Source organism: Mesorhizobium sp. WSM4816 (assembly GCF_055811535.1).
In genome coordinates, this window is record NZ_JBVVQR010000034.1 from 1 (window position 1) to 22496 (window position 22496).

General features: G+C 61.0%; 25 protein-coding genes and 1 tRNA gene. 16 read left to right on the forward strand and 10 right to left on the reverse strand.

Annotation, left to right across the window (positions count from 1 at the left end; all coding sequences use genetic code 11):
* Positions 1-856 precede the first annotated feature (856 nt).
* The 4 genes from AC0L3H_RS26275 (at position 857) to AC0L3H_RS26290 (ending at position 4164) form a co-directional block, all read left to right on the forward strand.
* On the forward strand, positions 857-1354 hold the full coding sequence (locus AC0L3H_RS26275; RefSeq protein WP_473493506.1) for a YciE/YciF ferroxidase family protein: 498 nt from the start codon (positions 857-859) through the stop codon (positions 1352-1354).
* Between the two features lie 162 nt (positions 1355-1516).
* Positions 1517-2443, forward strand: a complete 927-nt coding sequence (locus AC0L3H_RS26280; protein WP_473587402.1) for a hypothetical protein — start codon at positions 1517-1519, stop codon at positions 2441-2443.
* Positions 2444-2592: 149 nt separating this feature from the next.
* On the forward strand, positions 2593-3738 hold the full coding sequence (locus AC0L3H_RS26285; RefSeq protein WP_473587403.1) for an extracellular catalytic domain type 1 short-chain-length polyhydroxyalkanoate depolymerase: 1146 nt from the start codon (positions 2593-2595) through the stop codon (positions 3736-3738).
* A gap of 120 nt (positions 3739-3858) precedes the next feature.
* Positions 3859-4164: a hypothetical protein gene (locus AC0L3H_RS26290; RefSeq protein ID WP_473587404.1), complete on the forward strand. Its 306-nt coding sequence runs from the start codon at positions 3859-3861 to the stop codon at positions 4162-4164.
* A 211-nt stretch (positions 4165-4375) separates the two neighbouring features.
* On the opposite strand, the gene AC0L3H_RS26295 is transcribed toward AC0L3H_RS26290, so the two are convergent.
* From AC0L3H_RS26295 to katE, 5 genes are all read right to left on the reverse strand, one after another.
* Entirely contained in the window at positions 4376-5014 is a 639-nt protein-coding gene (locus tag AC0L3H_RS26295; RefSeq protein ID WP_095521282.1) for a DUF6766 family protein, read from the reverse strand.
* Positions 5015-5040: 26 nt separating this feature from the next.
* The gene (locus AC0L3H_RS26300) at positions 5041-5649 is read right to left on the reverse strand and encodes a cysteine hydrolase family protein (protein WP_473587405.1); all 609 of its coding nucleotides are present in this window, start codon (positions 5647-5649) and stop codon (positions 5041-5043) included.
* Between the two features lie 115 nt (positions 5650-5764).
* Positions 5765-6058, reverse strand: a complete 294-nt coding sequence (locus tag AC0L3H_RS26305) for a DUF6894 family protein (protein WP_473587406.1) — start codon at positions 6056-6058, stop codon at positions 5765-5767.
* Entirely contained in the window at positions 6045-6275 is a 231-nt protein-coding gene (locus tag AC0L3H_RS26310; RefSeq protein WP_473587407.1) for a hypothetical protein, read from the reverse strand. Before AC0L3H_RS26310 ends, AC0L3H_RS26305 begins: the two co-directional genes overlap by 14 nt.
* Positions 6276-6295: 20 nt before the next feature.
* The gene (gene katE / locus AC0L3H_RS26315) at positions 6296-8407 is read right to left on the reverse strand and encodes a catalase (protein WP_473587408.1); all 2112 of its coding nucleotides are present in this window, start codon (positions 8405-8407) and stop codon (positions 6296-6298) included.
* A gap of 875 nt (positions 8408-9282) precedes the next feature.
* Between katE and AC0L3H_RS26320 the strand changes: the two genes are divergently transcribed.
* The 4 genes from AC0L3H_RS26320 to AC0L3H_RS26335 all read left to right on the forward strand — a co-directional run bounded on the left by AC0L3H_RS26320 (position 9283) and on the right by AC0L3H_RS26335 (position 11174).
* A complete protein-coding gene (locus tag AC0L3H_RS26320) occupies positions 9283-9522 on the forward strand; it encodes a hypothetical protein (RefSeq protein WP_023803165.1) in 240 nt (79 codons plus the stop codon).
* A 344-nt stretch (positions 9523-9866) separates the two neighbouring features.
* The gene (locus AC0L3H_RS26325) at positions 9867-10250 is read left to right on the forward strand and encodes a hypothetical protein (RefSeq protein WP_473587409.1); all 384 of its coding nucleotides are present in this window, start codon (positions 9867-9869) and stop codon (positions 10248-10250) included.
* The gene (locus tag AC0L3H_RS26330) at positions 10247-10612 is read left to right on the forward strand and encodes a low affinity iron permease family protein (RefSeq protein WP_473586184.1); all 366 of its coding nucleotides are present in this window, start codon (positions 10247-10249) and stop codon (positions 10610-10612) included. Before AC0L3H_RS26325 ends, AC0L3H_RS26330 begins: the two co-directional genes overlap by 4 nt.
* A 319-nt stretch (positions 10613-10931) precedes the next feature.
* Positions 10932-11174, forward strand: a complete 243-nt coding sequence (locus AC0L3H_RS26335; RefSeq protein ID WP_473587410.1) for a hypothetical protein — start codon at positions 10932-10934, stop codon at positions 11172-11174.
* Positions 11175-11274: 100 nt separating this feature from the next.
* Here AC0L3H_RS26335 and AC0L3H_RS26340 read toward each other — a convergent pair whose 3' ends face one another.
* Positions 11275-11526, reverse strand: a complete 252-nt coding sequence (locus AC0L3H_RS26340) for a hypothetical protein (RefSeq protein ID WP_091591642.1) — start codon at positions 11524-11526, stop codon at positions 11275-11277.
* 162 nt (positions 11527-11688) lie between these two features.
* On the opposite strand from AC0L3H_RS26340, the gene AC0L3H_RS26345 reads away from it, so the two are divergent.
* The 5 genes from AC0L3H_RS26345 to AC0L3H_RS26365 all read left to right on the forward strand — a co-directional run bounded on the left by AC0L3H_RS26345 (position 11689) and on the right by AC0L3H_RS26365 (position 14734).
* Positions 11689-12579, forward strand: coding sequence for a head morphogenesis protein (locus AC0L3H_RS26345; protein WP_473587411.1), 891 nt, complete (start codon positions 11689-11691; stop codon positions 12577-12579).
* Between the two features lie 9 nt (positions 12580-12588).
* On the forward strand, positions 12589-12873 hold the full coding sequence (locus AC0L3H_RS26350) for a DUF982 domain-containing protein (protein WP_473587412.1): 285 nt from the start codon (positions 12589-12591) through the stop codon (positions 12871-12873).
* A 498-nt stretch (positions 12874-13371) separates the two neighbouring features.
* Entirely contained in the window at positions 13372-13671 is a 300-nt protein-coding gene (locus AC0L3H_RS26355) for a DUF1236 domain-containing protein (protein WP_473493525.1), read from the forward strand.
* Between the two features lie 231 nt (positions 13672-13902).
* Positions 13903-14082 carry a KTSC domain-containing protein gene (locus AC0L3H_RS26360; protein WP_473587413.1) on the forward strand — a complete coding sequence of 60 codons (180 nt, stop codon included), beginning with the start codon at positions 13903-13905 and terminating at the stop codon, positions 14080-14082.
* A 457-nt stretch (positions 14083-14539) separates the two neighbouring features.
* Positions 14540-14734 (forward strand): hypothetical protein, encoded by a 195-nt coding sequence (locus tag AC0L3H_RS26365; protein WP_473587414.1) that lies wholly within the window; start codon positions 14540-14542, stop codon positions 14732-14734.
* A gap of 146 nt (positions 14735-14880) precedes the next feature.
* Here the strand turns inward: AC0L3H_RS26365 and AC0L3H_RS26370 are convergent, their stop codons facing one another.
* Positions 14881-15255: a hypothetical protein gene (locus AC0L3H_RS26370; protein ID WP_473493527.1), complete on the reverse strand. Its 375-nt coding sequence runs from the start codon at positions 15253-15255 to the stop codon at positions 14881-14883.
* A gap of 1000 nt (positions 15256-16255) precedes the next feature.
* Here AC0L3H_RS26370 and AC0L3H_RS26375 point away from each other — a divergent pair.
* Positions 16256-16489, forward strand: a complete 234-nt coding sequence (locus AC0L3H_RS26375) for a hypothetical protein (protein WP_473587415.1) — start codon at positions 16256-16258, stop codon at positions 16487-16489.
* A gap of 590 nt (positions 16490-17079) precedes the next feature.
* Here AC0L3H_RS26375 and AC0L3H_RS26380 read toward each other — a convergent pair.
* Positions 17080-17153 (reverse strand) — tRNA-Gln (locus AC0L3H_RS26380).
* Positions 17154-17294: 141 nt separating this feature from the next.
* Positions 17295-18227 (reverse strand): lysylphosphatidylglycerol synthase domain-containing protein, encoded by a 933-nt coding sequence (locus tag AC0L3H_RS26385; RefSeq protein WP_473587416.1) that lies wholly within the window; start codon positions 18225-18227, stop codon positions 17295-17297.
* Between the two features lie 350 nt (positions 18228-18577).
* Between AC0L3H_RS26385 and AC0L3H_RS26390 the strand changes: the two genes are divergently transcribed.
* Both AC0L3H_RS26390 and AC0L3H_RS26395 read left to right on the forward strand, forming a co-directional pair.
* Complete coding sequence (locus tag AC0L3H_RS26390) at positions 18578-19951, forward strand: Ppx/GppA phosphatase family protein (protein ID WP_473587417.1); 1374 nt, start codon at positions 18578-18580, stop codon at positions 19949-19951.
* 136 nt (positions 19952-20087) lie between these two features.
* A complete protein-coding gene (locus AC0L3H_RS26395) occupies positions 20088-20798 on the forward strand; it encodes an RlmE family RNA methyltransferase (RefSeq protein WP_023798443.1) in 711 nt (236 codons plus the stop codon).
* A 221-nt stretch (positions 20799-21019) separates the two neighbouring features.
* On the opposite strand, the gene AC0L3H_RS26400 is transcribed toward AC0L3H_RS26395, so the two are convergent.
* Positions 21020-22441, reverse strand: coding sequence for an MFS transporter (locus AC0L3H_RS26400; protein WP_473587418.1), 1422 nt, complete (start codon positions 22439-22441; stop codon positions 21020-21022).
* Positions 22442-22496: the final 55 nt, after the last annotated feature.

The following is a 22496-nucleotide window of genomic DNA, read 5'->3' on the forward strand; positions in this document are numbered from 1 at the left end:
GGCCGGCCGGCGGGGATTCTGGGCGTGGGCGGTTGGGAGCTGGTGCCTCTTGGCGTCCAGCCGCTCCAGCATGCAACCGACGATAGCCTGAAAGCCGGGCTCTCCCGATCCGCGTATTCGCCCTGTCGTCTTGGCGGTCTGATCATCCAGGCTTCCTCATAGATATCCCTCGCCACGAGGACTGGCGTCGCCGGATCCAGCCAGGCGATGCGCCCTCACTATCCAAAGCGAAGCACCATTCGCCTCCTGTGTCTTTCAACCAGATCGCGATCGCATTCGGGCACGCAGCGGTCGCTGCAACCGACATTCACAACTACCTGTGCGAAAGCGACGGCGAGCGCCCACCGCGCGGTTGACCCGCAGGCATCACCGCTGGTCGGTGTTCCTTGGTCTTCCCCAGCGCGCCAATTCGAAAAACGACCGGACGTCTATTTCGCCGGGGGCATTGTTGGCCGCCTGGAGCAACCGGATCGGAGGCCAGGCGGCGTCACGATTGCCGGGAGACATCGTTCTCGCAGAGAATTCTTTTAGGTGGAAGGACTGGTCTCGCCGCCGGCGACTTTGGCGAGCAGCATCCCCAAGGTCAGGCGCGCTCGTTCATGGCTGCGCCGACAAAATATTCTCAAGAAGCTCGACCGATAGAGACGCCAAGTATCAGAGCATCATGCATCCCTCGATAGCGAAATGCCTGGCGGAGCGGGAAGTGAACTAAACCAGGGGTTGATCCCACGAGTCAGAGTGACGTGCAGCGAGACGTCTCAAAGGAACCTTTCCGGCGTTGCGCGCTTGTTGAGCATGCGTTTCACAACCCCGTGAACGACAACAAAAAAACGCTGGAACCAAAAGGAAATCCACCATGGCGAAAGAAAAGACATTGGATGATCTCTTCCTCGATACGCTCAAGGATATCTATTACGCGGAAAAGAAGATCCTGAAGGCGCTTCCCAAGATGGCGCGCGCCGCCTCATCGGCCGATCTGAAGGCAGCCTTCGAGAAGCACAAGGACGAAACCGACGGTCATGTCGAGCGCCTGCAGCAGGTTTTCGAGCTCCTTGGCAAGCGGGCACAGGGCAAGACGTGTCCCGCGATCGACGGCATCGTCGAGGAGGGCGAGGAGATTATGGAGGAGTTCAAGGGAACTCCCGCACTGGACGCCGGTCTGATCTCCGCTGCCCAGGCTGTCGAGCACTACGAGATCACCCGCTATGGCACGCTGAAGCGCTGGGCCGAGGTTTTGGGCATGAGCGACGCCGCCAAGCTGCTCGAACAGACGCTCGGCGAAGAGTCTATGACAGACGAGGCGCTCACCGGATTGGCGGACGCCTCGGCCAACGAAATGGCCAAGGCCGCCTGATCACACACCAGCCACCCCAGCTGTGTTGGGGTGGCTGTTTTACTTCCAACATCCGTCATTCGATAGGAGGCAATCATGGGTCGTGGCATTCTACTCTGGCTGCTCGGAGTTCCTATTCCGATCATCATCCTTCTCGCGCTGTTCATGCGGTAGGAGGAATCCATGGCATCAACCATCCTGGCGACCGACGTCGCCGCGCCGGTCGAGTCCTCGTCATCCGCAGTCAACTGGGGACCGATCATCGCCGGCGCCTTCGCTGCCTCGACCCTGACGTTCATCCTGATGCTTCTCGGGTCCGGCCTCGGGCTCACGATGGTGTCTCCATGGTCCAACGAAAGCGCCAGCGTCACCACCTTCGCTGTGTCCACTGCAATCTGGCTGGTCATCGTGCAATGGTTGTCATCCGGGTTCGGGGGTTACCTGACCGGGCGCCTTCGCACCAAATGGGTCGGCATTCACACGGACGAGACGTTCTTCCGGGATACCGCGCACGGATTCATGGCCTGGGCGCTGGCGACGCTTCTGGTCGTGTTCGTGCTCGGTTCGGCGCTGTCCGCGGCAATCGGCACCGGCGTCAAGGCGGCCTCGACAGTGGCCTCGGGAGCAGCAATGGGTGCCTCGGCAGGGGCGACCGCAAACGCCGGGAACGACGGAGGCAGTGGCGCGGCGTCGTATTTCGTCGATGCGCTGTTCCGCCCGAACGATCCTTCCAGGCTGGCGGCGCCGGGCGCGGAGGGCGATGCGACAGCAGCCGCACAAGCCTCCCGCATCCTCATTACGAGTGCGGCGGCCGGCGAACTCTCGGCCGACGACAAGACTTATCTGGGCCAACTCGTGGCCGCTCGCGCTGGCTTGTCGCAAGCGGATGCTACTGCCCGGGTTGATGCGGTGCTTGCTCAGGTCGAGGCGGCCAAAGTCCAAGCACAGGAAGCAGCCGACACAGCTAGAAAAGCCGGCGCCAGCTTCGCGCTGGTTGGCGCGCTTTCTCTCATGATCGGCGCGTTCATCGCCAGCGCAGCGGCAGCGTTAGGCGGCAAGCAGCGCGACGACGAAGAAGACGCGCTCCATCTCACAGCCAGTCGAAGCTGAAGACGTCTACTCCCGGCCGACCGAGAGGATCGGCCGGACTTCATCTCCCGCCGCGCTCCTTTGTTTTTGTGCAACGCAGCAACGATATTGCTGCACGTGCGTTGCACAGATGGCCGTCCATTCCGGGCGTCACAACAGGGACGGCTCCATTGCGAAAAATCTCCGATACCATCGCCCGCCTCGCCGCGCTGCGGGCGCGACATGCCGCACATCCCGCCGACTTCGGTGCGTCAGTCCATCTCCGGACGCTGGCCGACTTCGGTACCAATCCCGGCGGGTTGGGAGTGAAGTTCTACATTCCCAATGACCTATCCAGGCGCGCCCCGCTCGTCGTCGTGCTGCATGGCTGCACACAGAACGCGGCCGGCTATAACCATCATTCCGGCTGGTCCCAACTCGCCGACGAGGCTGGCCTCGCGCTGCTCTTTCCCGAACAGCAACGCGGCAACAATCCGAACCTCTGTTTCAACTGGTTCCAGCCTGGCGACACCAAGCGTGGTTCGGGCGAGGCGCTGTCGATTCGCCAGATGATCGAGACGATGGTCGTCACCCACGGTCTCGACCGAAGGCGAATCTTCATCACCGGCCTCTCGGCCGGAGGCGCAATGGCGGCGGCCATGCTGGCGACCTATCCGGAAGTGTTTGCCGGCGGTGTGTTTATTGCCGGCCTGCCCTACGGCAGCGCAACGACAATCCCGGAGGCCTTCGATCGCATGCGCGGTCACGGTGGTCCTTCGGAACAGGATCTGCAACGGGCCCTCCGCGGCGCATCGGATCATCAGGGACCGTGGCCGAGGATTTCGATTTGGCACGGTGCCGCTGACCACACGGTTTCGCCTTCCAACGCGGAAGCGATCGCAGGCCAATGGCGGGGGGTCCACCGGCTTGAGAAAGAGCCGACGCATCGCGAAGTTGCCGGACCGCACGCAAAGCAGGTTTGGCGTAACGGCGCGGGAGAGGCCTTGATCGAAATCAACATGATCGCCGGGATGGGCCATGGCACGCCGCTCGGCAACGGCGTGGGTGCTCCGGGACCTTATATGCTTGATGTCGGCATCTCCTCCACACGCGAGATCGCGCAGTTCTGGGGGATCGCGGCATCGGAGGAAAGCGCCTCCCGGAGATCGAGGCCGCAAGTGCCCGCCAGCCAACGGCAACTACCCCAGTCACCGGCGCCAGGTATACAAAACGCGAAGATGAAGCCCTCGCAGCCGACTGCCATCCATCAATCGGGCCAGCCCGGCGTGAAGAAGATCATCGAGGATGCCCTGCGGGCAGCGGGCCTGATGCGCTAGGCGGGCGGCGCAAATCGCTCGCCGACTGTCTCGCCGGCCCGCGAAGATCAAGCGGCTCCGACCAGGCAAGGGAACGAGTCGTTCTTTGGAATCGGTGACCGCTTTCGGCGAGCAGTCGCCATGCACCTCGTCCAGATCCTGCTTCCCCGCGCGGACAACACCGGTGGCCCATTTGGCCGGGAAGATTTCGACCGTGTGAAGGAAGACCTGGCCAGCCGTTTCGACGGCGTCACAGCCTACCTGCAGGCGCCCGCGGAAGGTCAGTGGCAGGATGGCGAGCAGTCCAGCAAAGATGATATCGTCATCTTCGAAGTGACGGTGGATGATGTCGATCTGCCGGACTGGCGCAAACGGCGCGCGGAGCTAGAACGGCGGTTCCGGCAGGACACGGTGATCATCCGCTACATGCCAATGGCGCTAGTATAGAGCGCCGATATCATGCCATCAACGTCAATCCGCAAGACCGAGTACGATCCGGAGACAAGGGGTCTCTCGGTGTGGTTCGTCGCGAGCGGCACGCGTTATGACTACGAGGCTGCCTTCGTAAAAGGGCCGGTTCTTCAACGACCACTTTCGCGACCGTTGCCGGCACCGCCCGATTGCCGAAGCATAGCGATCGTTTCCTGCACGCGGAGACTCATGCGCCGGTTTCGGAGTTTGACGCGCCGGCTGGCTTTGATTCCGGGGAGCCCTTGTGGCGTAGGAAAATCGACAGCAGGACCAGGACGGCCGTCGACATGAATTCCGACTGCCAGTTCTGAAAGGACTCGAACCATAACTGGGCATCGAGAAGATAGTCTCCCAGGGATTGAACCTCGCCGCCGTGCCGAAGCGCCTCCTCGTTCGCGGCCGCCAGGCTCGCCCACCAATGCAAGGCAAATGAGATGATGAACAGCAGGGCCAGCGCTAAGCCCAGTGAGTATGAATAGAGCCACGACAGGATCGGGTTGCGCCTGCGGGTGGCGGTCGGAAGTTCGTCCTCGGGCCGGTTGGGATCATCGGGATCACGAGACTCGGCAGAACCGCGCTGGAACAGCATTGCAGTCAGCATCACATAGGCCGACATCTGCAGGAATTCGCTTTCCCAGTTTTCGAAGAGCGCCGAGAGGAAGTCGCCGCTTTTCAAATAAGCCAACAGTCCGATCGCTGCCGAGCCATGCTCGCGAAGTTCTTCATTGTAGGCAGAATGCCCCGACCAGATCATACCGAGTGCGCTGAACAGGAACATCGCCACCAGGGCGATCGTAAGCCCGTTGTCCCGAAATATGGTTCTCATGATCTTGTCTCCCACGGAGCCTTCGGCTAGCGCCAGTTCTCCAGAACCTCTTCAATCCTCACCGCCTCGACTTGCTCGCTGAAGCGAGAGCGGTAGAGCTCCAACAGTGCGTCATGCGTCTGGTCGACCGAACTGCAGATGGCATCGGTCGCAAGGACGACGCGAAAACCACGGTCGATGGCGCCGAGGACCGTGGCAAGCACGCAGACATCGGTTTCGCCGCCGGTAATGACCAGAGTGTCGATCCCTGACCCATTGAGCATCGCGTCGAGCCGGCCTTCAGTCCACGGCGAATAGACATGCTTGTCGAGCGTTCTTGCCGGCGGCACGAACCGCGCCAGAGAAGGCATCAGATCGACGAGGCCGGCATCGATGTTGGCAAGGGTGACCTCGGCCCAACGCCGATAATACCGCGCCCACATGCCCGGTCCTTCGCCGGGCCGAGCGGCCGGAACAAAACGTGTGAACAGCGTTTGCTGCGGATGTCTTGCGGTCAATTCCTCGATGACCGGCAGCACGTTTTGCGCCCACGGCACGGCCCAAGGGCCGCCCGGCGCGAACAGGCGCTGCATGTCAACGCAAAGATGTAGGGAATTCTCACCAAGCGGACCGTGTACCAGGCCTAGGGCAGCCATGATCAGCCGCGGCCGCGGTCGGGTGATGCATAGCCACTATCTGAACGCGGGCATAGCCCGGGAGGCCGCGCCGTAGCCTCGCATCTCTGCCAATCCGCCTTTAGCCGTTGCCGGTTCATGGTCTTGTCAGGCGGGCCGCTTGCGCCTCCTGCACGTCGATGGCGTACAGCAGTTCGCCGTTCTCGTCGCGCAGGCGCACGAGCCAACCTGAAAGATCGTCCGTGCCCGGCTGAAGGTCGACCAGAAGATCGATAGCGCATCGAACTGCTTCCTCCCGCGCAGCCTCTAATCTTGGCATCCTGGACGGAGGAACCTGACGGCCGCGTCCGCCGTCGCGATACTCGAAGATGTAGAGCCCGCCGTTTTCGTCATTCTCCGCTGTGACGGCGACTTCGTCAAAATTGCCCATTGCTTCGGGCACCATAGTCGTTCACAGCCAAATCGAAGGTCGCGATCTGGACCAGGACCGCCTTCGCTCGATTGATAGCGGCCTCGTTGTTTCCGCCGTCAATGCGTGCCAGGTCGCCGGTAACGCAGTCACCGCCTTCGCCGCAGAAGATCACGCGCAGGATGGGCTGTCCGGTCGGGGCGGTTGCCTGGGTAACTTCGGTTCGAAGGATCTGCATGAGAAACTCCGTCACCATCGCTACAATTTGACGGCCATTTCCCGGCTCCAGAGACGCAGCTTGCGGCAGCCCTCGATAAAACCGATAAGCGCCTTGGGATCATCGAGACCAATCATGCCTTCATCGGCTTCCGGATCGACGCCGACCTTCTGCAGCAGTGGGACGGCGCCCGACGTGAAGCCGATGAATTTGCAATGAGCAAAAGCGTCGGCAACGAAATCGCGCGCGGCGGCCTCGCCCGTCAGGCGCTCCGCTCCTTCCTCGGAGAGAATCAGCGCTACTGCGTCGAACAGGACCGATGGCCCGCCGTCGATCATGTGCTTTGCAGCGATGAGACTTCCATCCGCCGCCTCGACGCCGCCCACCTTGGGCGCTATGACCTCCATCACTGCGCCTTCCTTCTCGATCGCTGCCTGGAGGTTCTTCAGCAGCGCTGCATCGGCGCCGGGACTGACAAGCACACCGACCTTGCGGCCAGCAAAACTGTCAGGCCCGTTCCGGATGATGCTGAGCGCCGGCGATGGTTCGAGATCGTCCCTCGGCGCGACCGCCGCATCCGCGGGCTTGGGCAATTGCTTCATGCCAAGCTTGTCAGCGACAGTTTCTGCCAAGCCTTCATCAATGTTGAGGAGATGCGACACCATGCGCTCGCGGATAACCGTTGTCTCGACCTTGGAGAGCTCGAAGGACAGCGCCATGGCGATATGCTTCTGCTCAGGCGCGGTCTGACTGTTGAAGAATTGTCGCGCCTGGCTGTAATGGTCGGCGAAGCTCTCTGCGCGCAAACGGACTTTCTGGCCTTCCTCCGCCTCGGCGAACGACCGGAAACCGTGCTGCGGCGATTCCCGCGGGCCTTCGCCGAATGAATTCGGCTGGTAGTTCACGCGGCCGACCGGATTGCGCATCGCCATGTGGCCATCCTGCTGGAAGTGGTGGAACGGGCATTTGGGTGCATTGATCGGGATATGGGTGAAATTGGGGCTGCCGAGACGCTTCAGTTGCGTGTCCAGGTAGGAGAAGTTTCGACCCTGCAGCAGGGGATCGTTGGAAAAGTCGACGCCGGGCGGTACGTTCTGCGTCATGAACGCGACCTGCTCGGTCTCGGCGAAGAAATTGTCGGGCATACGATCGAGCACCAAGCGGCCGACCGGGACCGGCGCGAGGAGTTCTTCCGGAATGATCTTGGTCGGATCCAGAACGTCGAAGTCAAAACTGTCCGCGAAGTCCTGATCGAAGAGCTGGAGGTTGAGCTCCCATTCCGGGAAATCACCAGACTGGATGGCATTCCAGAGGTCGCGTCGATGAAAATCGGGGTCAGCGCCGTTGATCTTGACCGCTTCGTTCCAAACGACCGACTGCATGCCGAGCTTCGGCTTCCAGATGAATTTGACGAAGGTGGATTCGTCCTTCGCATTGACCAGCCGGAACGTGTGAACGCCGAATCCCTGCATGAACCGGAAGGACCGAGGTATCGCCCGATCCGACATGACCCACATGACCATATGCATCGATTCGGGCGTCAGGCTGATGAAGTCCCAGAAATTGTCGTGTGCCGATTGCGCCTGCGGGAAGGCACGATCAGGCTCCGGCTTCACTGAATGAATGACGTCGGGAAACTTGATTGCGTCCTGAATAAAGAAAACTGGGATGTTGTTGCCGACGAGATCCCAATTGCCTTCGTTGGTGTAGAATTTGACGGCGAACCCACGCACGTCCCGCGCCAGGTCGAACGAGCCTTTCGAACCGGCCACCGTGGAGAACCGCACGAAGGCCGGCGTCTTCTCGCCGGCACGCTGGAAGATATCCGCGCGGGTGTAAGCCGCTAGCGATTCATAGGTCTCGAAGAAGCCGTGCGCGCCATAGCCGCGTGCATGCACGACGCGCTCGGGAATGCGCTCGTGATCGAAATGAAAAATCTTCTCACGGAAGTGGAAGTCTTCGATCAGTGACGGTCCGCGCTGGCCAATCCTTAAAGTATTCTGGTCATCGGCCACTGGGCCGCCTTGGGCGGTCGTCAGGATCTCGCTGTCGCCTTCGGCGATCTGATGAAGCTCGCCTCCGTTCCCCCGCACGAGCTTTTGATCATGGATCGTCGCGGGCTTGCCCGACGACTGTCTGGTTGTCTTGGCCATGCTTGAATTCCTTGAAAAGGAGGGGGCGGCTTCAGGTCTCCCTCAATGCTGGGACACCCACTTAAGTTCCTGGTGGGTGTCACGTGGCCCGCATTTCGAAGAATAGCACTCGGCTGCCGGAACATCGGGCCCGCGCTCCGCCAGAGGCGCGGGCTTTTTCGTTGTCTGGGGGAACACGATCTCGCGACGATCGTTCGGGTCGCCAACAGAGCGCCATACCGTCAGATCGAGGACAGGAAATGCGGGAAAGACTAGGCTTAACCCATCAAGAAAAATACGATAGGCAGGAGCGCACGTCGGATGCTGCAAGGGCATTAACAGACATTGAGCGCGCAGCACGAGATGCAAAGACTGCTCGGCTGCGAGAGCAACGACTTAAGGCTGAAACCGCTCCTCCTGCTGCATTGGTAGCGAAACCGAAGAAAAACCGACAAGGCAACAACTAATTACGCACCCGGGTTGCGGCGGATTTCGTGTTCCGTTGTGTGCGTCCTTTTTAAGCGTTCTCCGACATTGTCAAAGGTAAGCAGGTGGATCGAGCGCAGGAAGGTGCGGGCATGAAGGTCTGCGCCGTTTCCCAAGCCGCCGAAGCCAGAACCCGCTCCAGGGGCCACGCCTGAGATTTGCAACGGTGGTCAAGCTGGTGACGGCTCGGCATGTCATCGACCTCGTGGCCCCGCATGCACGGCTGCACGTATGCCATGCACGGCTGCACGTATGCCGAGATGAGAGGACCGTCGCGTCAGTATAGTATCGTGGCAACGCGAGACGCGGCCATGTGCGCCGTGATGGTGCTGAAGGCGAGCTTGCCTAGGCAGATAGGGTTGCTGTTCAATCCAGCCGGATTTGTTCGATGACCGCAGGAGAAATTCGGCATGAGTAACGTCGTATCACTTCATGGCGACAAGCGCTGGAAAGCTGTTCTCGTCTACGACCACCAGAACGGCCCCATCACGATCGAGCACTTTTTGGAAGAAATTTCCGAGCTCCATAACGTCATTGAACACGGCCCGGACTGGAACACCCTGATTACGTGCACGGTGACAATCAACCGGACGGACGGCGGCGAGGAGCAGAACAGCCAGGAAAAAGAGGCGCGCCATGAACATCGGTGAAATCGCGGAGCGCTTCATCCGCGCGGCCGAGATCGAGCGCGCCAGCCATGAACATGTCGGGCCGGCCGGCCCAGCAGCTGCCCTATGTTCACACATACACCGAGAAGCGCGGGTGGTGCAAAGAAGTGGGCGACAAGCTCGACCCCAAGGCAGACCCGCTAGCGTAGGAGCGAAGGGCGTTCTGGAACCGGATCGGCACCCTGCCGTCGGGACAAGAGATCAGCGAGCTCGAGGCGCTGCAACGAATGGCTGCTCGCCGTTGGCAACGAGAAGGAACGCCGAGCGTCCTCGCCCGGGCCAGATCCAAGGTCGGCGACAAGTCATTCCGCAGCCGGTGATTCAAGGTGGAGGGCATCCACCCGAACACCGGACGGGATAGAAAAAACCGGGCTTTGCAGCAAATCGCGATCATTCTCGCCCGCAGGGCCTCGCAGAATAGGGAAAGCGCCGAAATCAGGCTGTTGCATCATGAAATCAGGGGTGTTTCGGCTACGATCACGGAAGATGCGGGGGAACGGGACCGCCGGAATTCGTGGATCGCCGACGGCGCGTTCGCCAAGATCCTTTCATCGGAACATGACGACTTCTCTTGGGCTGCCAAGCGCAATGAGCGCCGATGCCAGCAAAGAGGCGAGGCGGCGCAATCAAGCTGTGTGATTTGCGCCATTGACGAGCACCCGAAATGCCGCCCCAATCGGGATTATGTGGCTTATTGGGGATTCGCATGAACCGATTTCTCTTTGTGATCGCCGACTTTCTGTCCCGTCCGCCCGGCTTCTATGTGCTGCTCGCCGCGATGATAGCCTGCACTGCGATGGTTCCTTTCGGGCTCACAAACGTAATCACCTATGCGCTTTCTGTAGCTGCGATAGTGATTACCGGGGTCGTACTGATCCAGGGTTCCCGCGACACCGCTGCCATCCATGCGAAGCTCGACGAGATCATCGTTGCATTGAAGGAAACGAGGAACAATGTCGTCGGGCTGGAGCACGCCGAGCCTGAGGAGATCAAAGCCCATTTGGCGCGGCTTGAATTGGAAGCAGCGGCGGCTGATCAAGAAGCTAAGCACGAGGGAGTCCGTGGCGCCTAATTACGCCAGCGGCTGCCAAGCACTGGCCGCGGGAAGCGCAGAAGCGGAAGGCCGCATGACCCGAGCTGAGATCAAAGCTGAAGTAGAATGGCTGCTGGAGTACGAAAGCCTTAGCGCGTCAGAGTCCGCAAGCACACCGCTTCGGCTCTGAAGGTATTGAGGGCATCGAGCGGGAGTTCTTTGACCCCGGCGACAGCGGCAACATTTTTGCCCCGGATGCGTCTCGACCATCATAGACGGGCTGTTGGCGCCGCTGATCGGCGCGATGTATGGCCTGCCCGATATTCTGGTCGTCTGATGGCCCGGTTTTTATGACGAGATGCATCAGGAGTTCGCGAGCGAGATGCTCGGCGAGTTCAAGCAGGGCGTTGTCATGCTAACCCGCACGGTCACAGCGCCGCCAGATCCGTCGACGCCATGGATACCGGGCGAGCCAGTGACGACGGTCTATCCACCCGATGCGGTGATGCGCCGCGTGTCTCAGAAATACGTCGACGGCACCCTCACTGTGGCGACCGACAACAGATCACTTTCGCAGTACCCTCGATCGTCCCCGCCATGACCGACACACTCGTCATCGACGGCGTCGAGTTGGTCATGAAGGACCTACGGCCGGTCCCGCCGGCCGGGACGTCGGTCGCGTATATCGCTTTCGTGGCGGGTTAGCCGCCGAGCGATATCCCAGAAAAGAGCGACGCCAGCGACGACCGCATGTGAGACTTGGCAACAGCGATGTCCCCTTCGAAACCGGAAAAATCGATCTCCATATGATCGAACGTGGACAGTGCCTGCTCTTCCATGTCAGCCAATGCCCGATCTGGGTCATCCGATTGCTCAGCAACCATTGATGCAATTGCCATGAGTGCGATGCGAAGCACCACAAGCTCCGTCGAATGATGGGCCAAGACATCCATACCAGTCTCCTTTTAAGGTCCGGAACGAATGCTCAAACGCCTATCCCCCCGTGATCGTTTCGAACAGCTTGTCTCGACCTATGAGCCGATGCTGCGGACCGCGTTTATCGAGGCGTCGACGACATCCGCTCCAACATCGTTCTGCGCCGTGTGGTGGAGCGCTTGGAGCGCGGCGACGTCAACGGCGCCATTGTAGCCATGAACCTCGACGAGGCCGCGTTTCGGCCGCTGGAAGAAGCCATCCGGCAGGCCTACAACGGCGGCGGTGTCGCCACGGTCGAACAGATGCCGGCGCTGCGCGATCCGAGCGGCCTTCAGGTCGTTCTTCGTTGGGATGCGCGCAATCTTATGGCTGAGACCTGGTTGCGCGAGCACTCGGCGCAACTGGTCACCAACATTGTTGCTGATCAACAAGTTGCGATCCGTGCCGCTTTTTCTAAGGGCCTTGCCCGTGGCGCCAATCCAACGAGGGCCGCATTGGAGGTAGTAGGCCGCGTCAACAGGGTAACTGGCCGCGGAGAAGGTAGGGTGATCGGGCTCACCACAGTTCAGAGCGACTATGTTGCCCGAGCCCGCGATGAACTGCTTTCCGGCGAGCCCGACCAGTTGCGGGCCTATCTGAATCGGAAGCGACGCGACAAACGTTTCGACCGCACGATCACAGCTGCGATTCGAGATGGTAAACCAATCCCTACCAACCTGGTGGCGCGGATCATTAGCCGATATTTCGACAGCCTTTTGAAGCTCCGCGCCGACACGATTGGACTGCGCGAGACGTTTGCCGCGCTTGGAGCTTCGAAAGACATCGCATTTCAGCAGGCGATCGCCAAGGGCGCGGTGAGGGCGGAAGCCATCACGAAGGGCTGGAAACACACGCCGCAGGATCATCGTCGCGTTCAGAGGGTGGTCGATGCCGATAATTCTCGCTTGGACCGGTTCATAGTCATCGTCTTCGTCCGCCATCGTCCCCCCGTATCGGAAAGCGGCGCTCTGAATTCACAACGATGCAACCACTGCCTTGTCTTCGCGTTTAGCCGCCTTCAATCCTGGTGAGCGACAAAGATGCCGGCGTTTATTCCGATTACAATCTACCTGAATGACAGATCGATGCTGGTTGCGTCGATCCCCGATGCTGAGACGGCGCTTCAGCAACCATGGCCATTCATGGACAAGCCATCCCGACTTGAAGCAATTCGAATGATTGAGGAATGCCTGGCTGGACACTGCACCCAACAAGCCGCGTTCGATGCCTTCAAGGCGGCCGCAAGTGAACAGGGGCTTCTTAAGCGAAAGCCTCCAAGCATAGGCCTCAGGAAATTCGACGGGGTTGCCGAAGACCTGCTGTGAGGTGATGCTGCCTCGCGACCTAAACCGCTGACAGGCCTCCTGAGCGGACTTGGTCAGCCGCACGGACCACCCGCCGAATCGAGGAGTGGCGGGTGCTCCTTTATCAGCGCAGGAAGGGACTTAGCTGCGCAGATCTCAGTTCGTCGCTCCGTCCAATCGTCAAGTCCAATCGTTCCTAGAACGATCCCTAACTAACGATTATTCCAATCGCAAGGAATGTGGTCGAAACTGCGAAGACCGGAGCGAGTAACCAGCGAGCTTGGTGGACACTATTTTCCATGGGCTCCTTCCCGTGAACTTGCAGGGATCAACGGCTATGCGCAGCGGCGGCTCCGGGTGGCGCTATGTCCGGCCTATTATGCCAAAACAGGCGAGACCTAGGTCCTGTCGCGCATCAGCCTTGAGGGACTTTTGGGGAACAAATGCAGCTGGCTGGGGTTTGTTAAGTCTGGCGCGAAGACGCGTTCAGCGGAACAGAGCTACACAAAGGAGGCACTTATGAGAATGCATCTTTCCACTGCAGCCGCGGGATTTCTGCTGCTGGCGGGCCTCGGTGCTGCTGCCGCTCAGGACGTAGTCATCGAGCCTGAACAGGAGACGGTCATCAGGGAATACGTGAAAAAGCAGCCGCTCGCATCGGTGAAAATCCCTGGAGTGGAGCTCAATATCGGCTCAACCCTGCCCGAGACGGTCGAACTTCATGAAGTCCCCAACACCAAATACCGCACCGTTGTCGTCGACAACCGGACCGTTCTCGTTGACCCAGGCACACGCAAGATCATCAAGATCATCGAATGACGTAAGCGACTGGGAGGACAGCCCGCCGTGCCGAAAGGGTGCGGCGGGCTTTTCTCTTTTCTGGAGGAACGCGATCTGGGGACAATGGTTCGGGTTGCCAACAAGGCGCCGTATCGCCGGATGAGGACAAGCCCGTGCCTTCGTTGTTGGTCCGATTGCCCCAGCGCTACGACGCAGAGAAGACACCTTTAGATAAGACTAAGCCAGCAGGCCATTATTGAGGGTGCTCTTATGAACCCGACCGAATTGCAGGGCGATATGCTGAGCGGCAAATGCTACCTGTTTGAGGATGTGCCGCCGGAGACCTTCGCCGAGTGCCGAGCCGCATTCGCCAAGGGCCGCTTCTTCAACGAGCGCATCCGCAATCGATTCCGGCACCGCCTGGTCGGGACCGCCAACAATTCTGGATGACCCCAGCCGTATGCGAAAGCCAACTCACCTATCCATCGAGCTTCAACGGCTCATGGTCGGGAAGATAATGATGCAGCACCTCGCCAAGGTTTCGCTTGTCGAACGTTTGGCCACACACGGGCCAGAACTCGAAATGCTCTGCTTCGTCCTTCGCAGGCGGCCCGTGGCGCTTGCCTTGATCCCGGTTGCGGGGTTGTTGGTTCTCTCTCGGCCCACGTTGATTGCCCGAACTGTGACAGGGGCGGCCCGACAGCCGCTGCGGAGTAGGCAACCGACCGTCGGGCCCAACCGGCGGGGTGTGGGCGTGTCCTCCGGATTTCCGGGAAGAGGATTGAAGGCCGCGCCAGATTGAGCGAGGCAATAAAGCGTACAATCCCAACGTCGTCCGTACCGAATAGAGGCATCGCGGACGCTTGGGAGCTGGCAGTGCTTCCGCCCTAGAGGCAGGAGGGCTGAGATGGCGAAAGCCCAGGCAGACGCCCAGCTATCGGTTTTTGACTGCGATATCCTGCGCAGCGCCTTCATAAAAACCGTGATCGAAGAGAATATCCCTGAAGACAAATGGCGGTCGGTTGCCGCGCTTTTGATCAGCGACTTTACCGGGAGCGATGACGTCGATCCTGACTTGCTGGAATGGATCGTGCGCAAGTAGCCAGAGCTACCCAGCCGTTAGTCTTTTGTCGCCTGCCACGCTCGTTGCTATGCCTTTTTCGGTACTAGAAAGCCAAAGGCAAAGTGAGACGCCTCTACCTGGATTTTCGCGAGGTCGCTAGCAGCCGCCCCGAATTACATCGGCAGTCACCTCAAAGAATTGGTGTGTTGCATTTTGCCGGTTGACTGAGAGTTTCTGCCAAGCCTTCTTTTCTCCGAGGTATACGCTCCACGGACCGTGAACGACACGATTGCGAACGTGTTGAGTTCGCGCATCTGCTGGACGAGGCGACCGCGCTCGGCAAGGTCATTCGGTTCGGTGGTGTGTTGGTCGATGATCTGACCATACAGAGTGATTTTGTTATTCAAGTTGTTCGCTTTCCGCTGCTTCGGTTGGTCGGCGCGAAGCGCGGACAGCTGGAATTCCAGAAATCCAAACTGCATTATCAAGCGCCCGATCGGCTCGTAAAAATCGCTGTCGTAGCGCTCGATCATCTCCGATACGGATTTTGGACGTTCCATTATCGTGCTCACACTGACGAAAAACGCAACGAGCCGATGAAGCGGATGCTTCAAGACGCCGCGCCGTTGCCGCACTCGATAGCGAGAAGGTTGCAAAGAGTCCGGCCGAAAGAAATGGGGCCCCTGAGCTAATATCAACCCAATGTCAAAGAGTGGGCGTCCCCTATTGCCGACGCCCTCGTTTTCAGGATTATATTCCTCCCCCGTTGCGGCGAGCCTCAACGGAGATCGCCACGCCCAAAAAGACCCCCGCCGACACCCTGGCCGCCCGCGAGACCATCTATGTCAATTGTGCGCACCCGATGTGCTGCAAATCGACGAAGCTCGACATCCAGGCGCTGATTGACAGGCTCGGCCGTGACCACGGTTCGATGCATGACGACCTGGTCGGGCTCTTTGTCTGCTCAAACTGCGAGGCTGCCGGTCGTGATCGACGGCAGGTGTACATCACATGCATTCCTGACTACGAAGGCCAGCATCGGGCGCGCAATCGCGACTGGAAGTCAACTTTCGAACGAGGGGGCTGAAAGTGGCCGGCGCCACTTGGGGGGCTTTGGGGTAGATTGCCTTGTCGGGCGCCGGCCTAGCGGATTGGGGTCCGCCGCCTTGATACTACCGAGCTTGGGGAGATCCGAGTAATCCCGTGATCGCGGAAGTCATTGTGGAGGAACTCAGTCCAAATGGTCGCGTTATGCTACCTAAGGATTTTTTCCGATGGCTGACGATAGGGACAGAACACCCAGCGGGACCCCTGACGACTCTATCGTTCAGCGCTTGGTTAAAGAGGCGAATATAACCGAAGAGCAGGCTCGCGAGCTTATCGCTCTTCTCGGGTCCGACTGGCCGTCACTTATGCGGGAAGCCCGATTTCTAACTCGAAAACGCTAGTCGCAGTGAGTTACGGCAATGAACCCGTGGCAAATCGATAACGTGTACGTAGAGAGGTCGCGGTTTGCAGGTTGATGCCACGCGGGCCACGATTGCGGAGATGCGATCCGTCATGGAGGAGAGCCGGCGCATTCTCGCTCGATCCCAAAATCTTTTGCGCCGCATCCATCAAAAGGAAAGTTCCGCCGCAGATGCCGGCGACGACAACCTCCTACATCGTAAGCGTGTTCGAAAACCGCATTGGCGCACGGTGCTGACCACCAAGGACAAGGCAAAGGCGCTGGCCGAGAGAGTATCGGCGATAAGGTGCGGGTCGTTTGTTACCCGCCCGGTGTTATCACAATGATCCCCGCATAGGGATCATAAAGGGCCTTGTTCCCTCTTGGCCCCAGTTTGAGTCCGCTGTCTCCCGGAAGTGTCCAGTTGCGCAACGTTCGCGCTTTTGGAGCCGTCGACAGCGGACCCGACGCACCTCCTAGACGCAAAACAGATCATCTGTCTGATGGCGAAGTCATCTAAGCCGTGATGCCGACCGCTGGCCTGCCTCTGCGGTCCGATCCTGGCAAGATATTGTCACCTACTAGACGGTCCTCGGACGATAGTTTGGGCGGTATGAAAGGACCGGTAGCGCCGATCTCGCCTAGCCAATCCTCGTAGCCAGTATTCATTTTGGACGTGAGTTCATCGGGATGATGTATCCCGGACTGGAATAGGCTCGGCACCGCAATGGCACCGGCGAAGGCGCGCTCTCTATAGGAACATGGCGGGAACAAATTGGCTGATCCGTGTTGCAATCGTGTTGCACGGACAGAAAGGGACGGGGCGGGACATGCCCGGAATGCAAGGGTTTGCGCGCCACAGGGCAGGAAAACCCATGCAACAGGTTTCGGTCGCGATTTGTTCTGCATAAGGGACTGATTTAGTTACCGAAACTGTTGGCTGGGGAACCTGGATTCGAACCAGGACTAACGGAGTCAGAGTCCGTGGGTCTACCGTTAACCTATTCCCCAGCAGGCGCGGTTGAAGAAAACCGCGCGGGCAGGGCGACGATGGCGCCGCGCGTGCCTTGTAGCCGCCGTCGGAAAATAGTCAAGCCTGCCGAAGGCATTTCAATCGGCACGTTTCATAAGGGCGTGGTTCAAAGCCGCCCCTCAATTCTCCCTTCGCCCGAGCTGCGAGTGCTCGAAATACAGCACGACGCCGAGCGCCATCACCAGCGGGATGATCAGGTAGAACAGCCGGAACACCAGCAGTGCTGCCAGCACGCCGACCGGGTCCATATGCGACAGGCCGGCCAGGAAGACGACCTCGAACACGCCGAGCCCGCCCGGCGCATGCGAGATCTGGGCGACCGAGAACGACATCAGGAAGACGCCGAGCACGACGAAGTATCCGGGATTGCCAGCCTCGGGCAGGGCGAAGAAGATGATCGCCGCCGCCGCCAGCAGCTCGATCGGGCCGATCAGCAATTGCCGAGCGACGATCGGCAGCGCCGGATAATGGACCTGGAACCTTCCGATCTTCAATGGCCTGAGATGCAGCCAGCTGCCGAAGACATAGGCCGCCACCACGAGCAGCATTGCGACGCCCGCGGCCATGGTCGGGCCATGGTGCGGTATGCCGGAGAACCGGTCGATGATTTTGGGCTCGAAGACCAGCACGAGGCCGGAGACGAGGATCGTCGACAGCACGAAAGTAATCCAGCAGATCGCCACCAGAATGCCGACGTCCTGTCCGGTCAGCCCCCTGGTTCCGTAAGCGCGGTAGCGGATCACCGCGCCTGAAACTACCGAACCGCCGATATTGTGCGACAGCGCGTAGGTGGTGAAGGAGCACAGGGTGACGAACAGCCACGACACTTTCTTGCCGATATGCAGGAGCGCGATGTGATCGTAGCCGGCCAGCGACGCATAGGCGATGACCGAGCTCAACGCGGCGAGCACCCAGCCGCGGGCAGGGATGGCGACGATGCCATCCCAGACGTCGTCGAGCGAGATGCCGCGCAGCTCGTGCAGCAGCAGCCATAACGAGAAGACGACCGCCGCAACGCCGACGACCGGCCAGAAATAACGCCTCCAGTTCATGGCGTGACGATCATGCGTTGCAGCCCCGTTGCCCTTTCGGTTCGCGTCAGGAAAACTGCCCGCGATTTCGAATGTTTCATACCCGCCATTTCAGAAATGCCTTATCGAAGCCGGCTATTCAACCGGCAAGGCGCTGCTGCGGGAGAAGGAAAGGCTGGCGATCCTTCGCGCCCCCCCTCTGTCCCGCCATCATCGGGCCGGGCGGAGCGGCGAGACAATGCCGCCGACAAATTCGACCCCTGCGCTCTTGGTGATCCGGCCCGGCGCTGCTAGTCTGGTGGCAACTTGGAACACATGAAAGCGCCTGCTGCGTCCGGTCTCCGGTTCGCGCGGCGCCGGAAGGAACTGAAGTGGAAGACCACGACACCGGCGCCTGCGCGCCGGAAGTGGGCGTGTCCAGGGCTTCGCCGCCGCCTTCGGGCCAGGCAAGCCCATCCGCCGGCCGGCACAATGGCCGCCCGGTGCAGCCTTGGTCCGCTCACGGACAGGCAGGCGACGCGTCCCAGCATCAGAATGGCCAGAAGGCCAAGACCAGGAAGCGGCGCAAACGTCGGCGCGGCCGCAAGGTTTTCGCGCGCGACGACGCTCGCCTCGCTGCGGCCGGAGTGGCGGTGGCTGCTGTCAGCGCTCCAGCCAGCCGCCCGCCCGCGGCGATCGTCGCGGCCTTGCCTTCGGTTGCGCCAGGCCGGCCGGAGCCGGCTGCTCGCCGCCCGCCGCTGCAGGAACTGCCGGTGTTTGCGGCACTCGATCTCGGCACCAACAATTGCCGGCTGCTGGTGGCGGTGCCGACGCGCCACGGCCAGTTCCGCGTCATCGACGCTTTCTCGCGCATCGTCAGGCTGGGCGAGGGCCTCACCGCCAATGGCCGGCTCGGGCAGCCGGCGATGGACCGTGCGGTCGAGGCGCTGAAGATCTGCGGTGACAAATTGCGCAACCGCAAGATCAGGAAGGCCCGGCTGATCGCCACCGAAGCCTGCCGCACGGCCGCCAACGGCGCCGAGTTCCTCGACCGCGTCGAGCGCGAGGCGGGGTTGAAACTCGAGATCATCGACCGCCAGACCGAGGCGCGGCTGGCGGTGTCGGGCTGCGGCTCGCTGGTCGACCGCGACACGCAAGGCGTCGTCCTGTTCGATATCGGCGGCGGCTCCTCGGAAATCGCGCTGATCGATCTCACCGGCCACCGCTCGCCGAGGCTCGCCAACCACATCGTCTCCTGGACGTCGCTGCCGGTCGGCGTCGTCTCGCTGGCCGAGCGCTTCGGCGGCCGCGCCGTCACCCGTGAGATCTTTGCCGCCATGGTCGAGGATGTGGCTGTGCGCCTGCACGCCTTCGACGGGCGCGACCGGCTGAGCCATGTGCTCGCCAGCCCGAAATTCCACCTGCTCGGCACCTCGGGCACGGTGACGACGCTGGCCGGCGTCCACCTCGACCTGGATCGCTACGACCGCCGCCGTGTCGACGGGCTGTGGATGGACCGCGACAGCGTCGACCGCATGGTCGAAAAACTGGTCGGCTGGGATTTTCAGCAGCGCGTCGCCAATCCCTGCATCGGCGCCGATCGCGCCGATTTGGTGCTGGCCGGCTGCGCCATCCTGGAAGCGATCCGCGCGGTGTGGCCGTCGGAGCGGCTGCGCGTCGCCGACCGCGGCCTGCGCGAGGGTATATTGAGTGAATTGATGGCCGACGACGGCGTCTGGCGCAACAATGGGCGGGGCCGAGCATGATCCCGAAAAGTAGCAACCGGTTTTCGGAAAAGATCATGCTCAGACCAGAATGCATGATCCCGAACCGCAGGACCGCGTCAGCGAAAAGTGGTAGCCGGTTTTCGGAAAATATCATGCTCAAACAAGAAGTCAGGCAATGACTAGGAAACCGGAAAAACCAGGCTCTGCCGGCATTCGCGTGCTGAAAACGCGGATCAAGAAGAAAAGCGGCCTGAAGGAATCGTCGCGCCGCTGGCTGCAGCGCCACATCAACGACCCTTATGTCCAACGCTCCAAGGCCGACGGCTACCGCTCGCGCGCGGCCTACAAGCTGATCGAGATCGACGACAAGCACCATCTGCTCAAGCCCGGCATGAAAGTCATCGACCTTGGCGCGGCACCCGGCGGCTGGTGCCAGGTCGCCGCCGCGCGCACGAAATCGACGGCCGAACACCCGCATGTCGTCGGCATCGACTATCTGGAAATGGACGCGGTGCCCGGCGCGCCGGTGCTGTTGATGGATTTTCTCGACCCGCAGGCGCCGCAAAAGCTCGCCGAAACGCTCGGTGGCCAACCGGACATCGTTTTGTCCGACATGGCCGCACCCACCACCGGCCATCGCCGGACCGATCACATCCGCACCATGTATCTGTGCGAGGTGGCCGCCGATTTCGCCCTGTCGGTGCTGAAGCCGGGCGGCCATTTCCTCGCCAAGACTTTCCAGGGCGGCGCCGAGAACGAATTGCTCGCCAGGCTCAAGCAGAATTTCCGCTCGGTCCACCACGTCAAACCGCCGGCCTCGCGCGATGAGTCGGTGGAGCTTTATCTGCTGGCGAAGGATTTTAAAGGCGGAAGCGGGGCAGGGTAAAGCCGCTCTGTAGCGATCCTTTGCCCCCCCTCTGTCCTGCCGGACATCTCCCCCACGAGGGGGGAGATTGGCAGCTTCGTCGGCCGCACCTTCTTCCTCAGCGTAGGCGATTGGCGAAAGCCGGGATGACGGGCCGATCTCCCCCCAAGTGGGGGAGATGTCCGGCAGGACAGAGGGGGGCGCTGTCCCGCCGGCACCAAAAGGTTCTGCACCGCCCGCCCTCAACCGCCCTGCGGACCAGACACCCCCAGCGTCTTCGGCGCCGTCAGCCCGCCATGTCCCGATACGGCGTTGCCGGCATCGGGCGCTAGCCGCATGAATGACAGCGATGCAGCGGCCGACACCGCTGCGACAATGAAGAACGCGATGTGGAAGTCGCTCAGCGTCAGCGCCCCGCCATGGATTGTCGTCGACACTTCCAGAATGCCGCCGGCCAGCGCCACGCCGAGCGCGATCGACAGTTGCTGGAACACTGCGGCGATCGGCGTTGCCCTGCTGGTGTCGGCGGTCGAAATCTCGGCATAGGCTAGCGCGTTGATGCCGGTGAAGAACATCGAGCGGATGAACCCGCCGGCGAGCAAGGCGGCGAGGATCAGCAGATACGGCGTCTCGGGCGTCAGCAGGCCGTTGATGGCAATCGACGCCGCCGCGATCAGCGAGCCGAAGATCAGCACGCGGCGGAAGCCGGCGACCCGGAAGATCAGCGCGGTGACGAATTTCATGCCGATGGCGCCGATCGCCGCCACGAAGGTGATCATTCCCGACTGGAACGGCGTCAGCCCGAAGCCGATCTGGAACATCAGCGGCAAAAGGAAGGGTACGGCGCCGATGCCGATGCGGAACAGCCCGCCGCCGAGGACCGAGGCGCGGAACACCTGGTTGCGGAACAGTTCGAGCGCCAGCAGCGGATTTTTGGCGCGGCGCGCATGCAGGAGGTAAAGCACGGCAGAAACCAGCCCGACAGCCACGGTGAGGAAGCCGGCAATCGGCGGCAAGGCCGGCAGGCTGACCACCGACAGGCCGAAAACGATGCCCGATGCCGCCAGCCCGCTCAGCACGAAGCCGATGAAATCGAGCGGCGGCGTCGGCGCCGCTTCGGTCTCCGGCAGGAAGCGCGTGGCCAGCCAGATGCCGATCAGCCCGATCGGCACGTTGATCAGGAAGATCCAGTGCCAGCTGAAATAGGTGGTGATGAAACCGCCGACCGGCGGCCCGACGAGCGGCCCGACCAATGCCGGAACGGTCAGCCACGACATCGCGGCGACGAGCTCGCTCTTCGGCGTGGCGCGCACCAGCACCAAGCGTCCCACTGGCGTCATCATGGCGCCGCCAATGCCTTGCAGGAAGCGTGAGACCACGAAGGCCGGCAGCGAATTCGACACCGCGCAAGCGACCGATCCGACGATGAACACGGCAATCGCGGCGCGAAACACGGTCTTGGCGCCAAAATGGTCGGCCATCCAGCCGCTGATCGGAATGAACACCGCCAGCGATACCAGATAGGCGGTCAGCGCCAGCTTGAGCGCCACCGGGCTGGTCTGGAGGTCGACGGCGATCGCCGGCAGCGACGTTGCGATAACGGTCGAATCCATGTTTTCCATGAAAAGGGCGACCGCCAGGATAAGCGGAATGGTGCGGTTCATGGAGCGCGTCCGGATTCGATTGTTGCCGACCGGGGCAAGCCGACAGGCAGGGCGG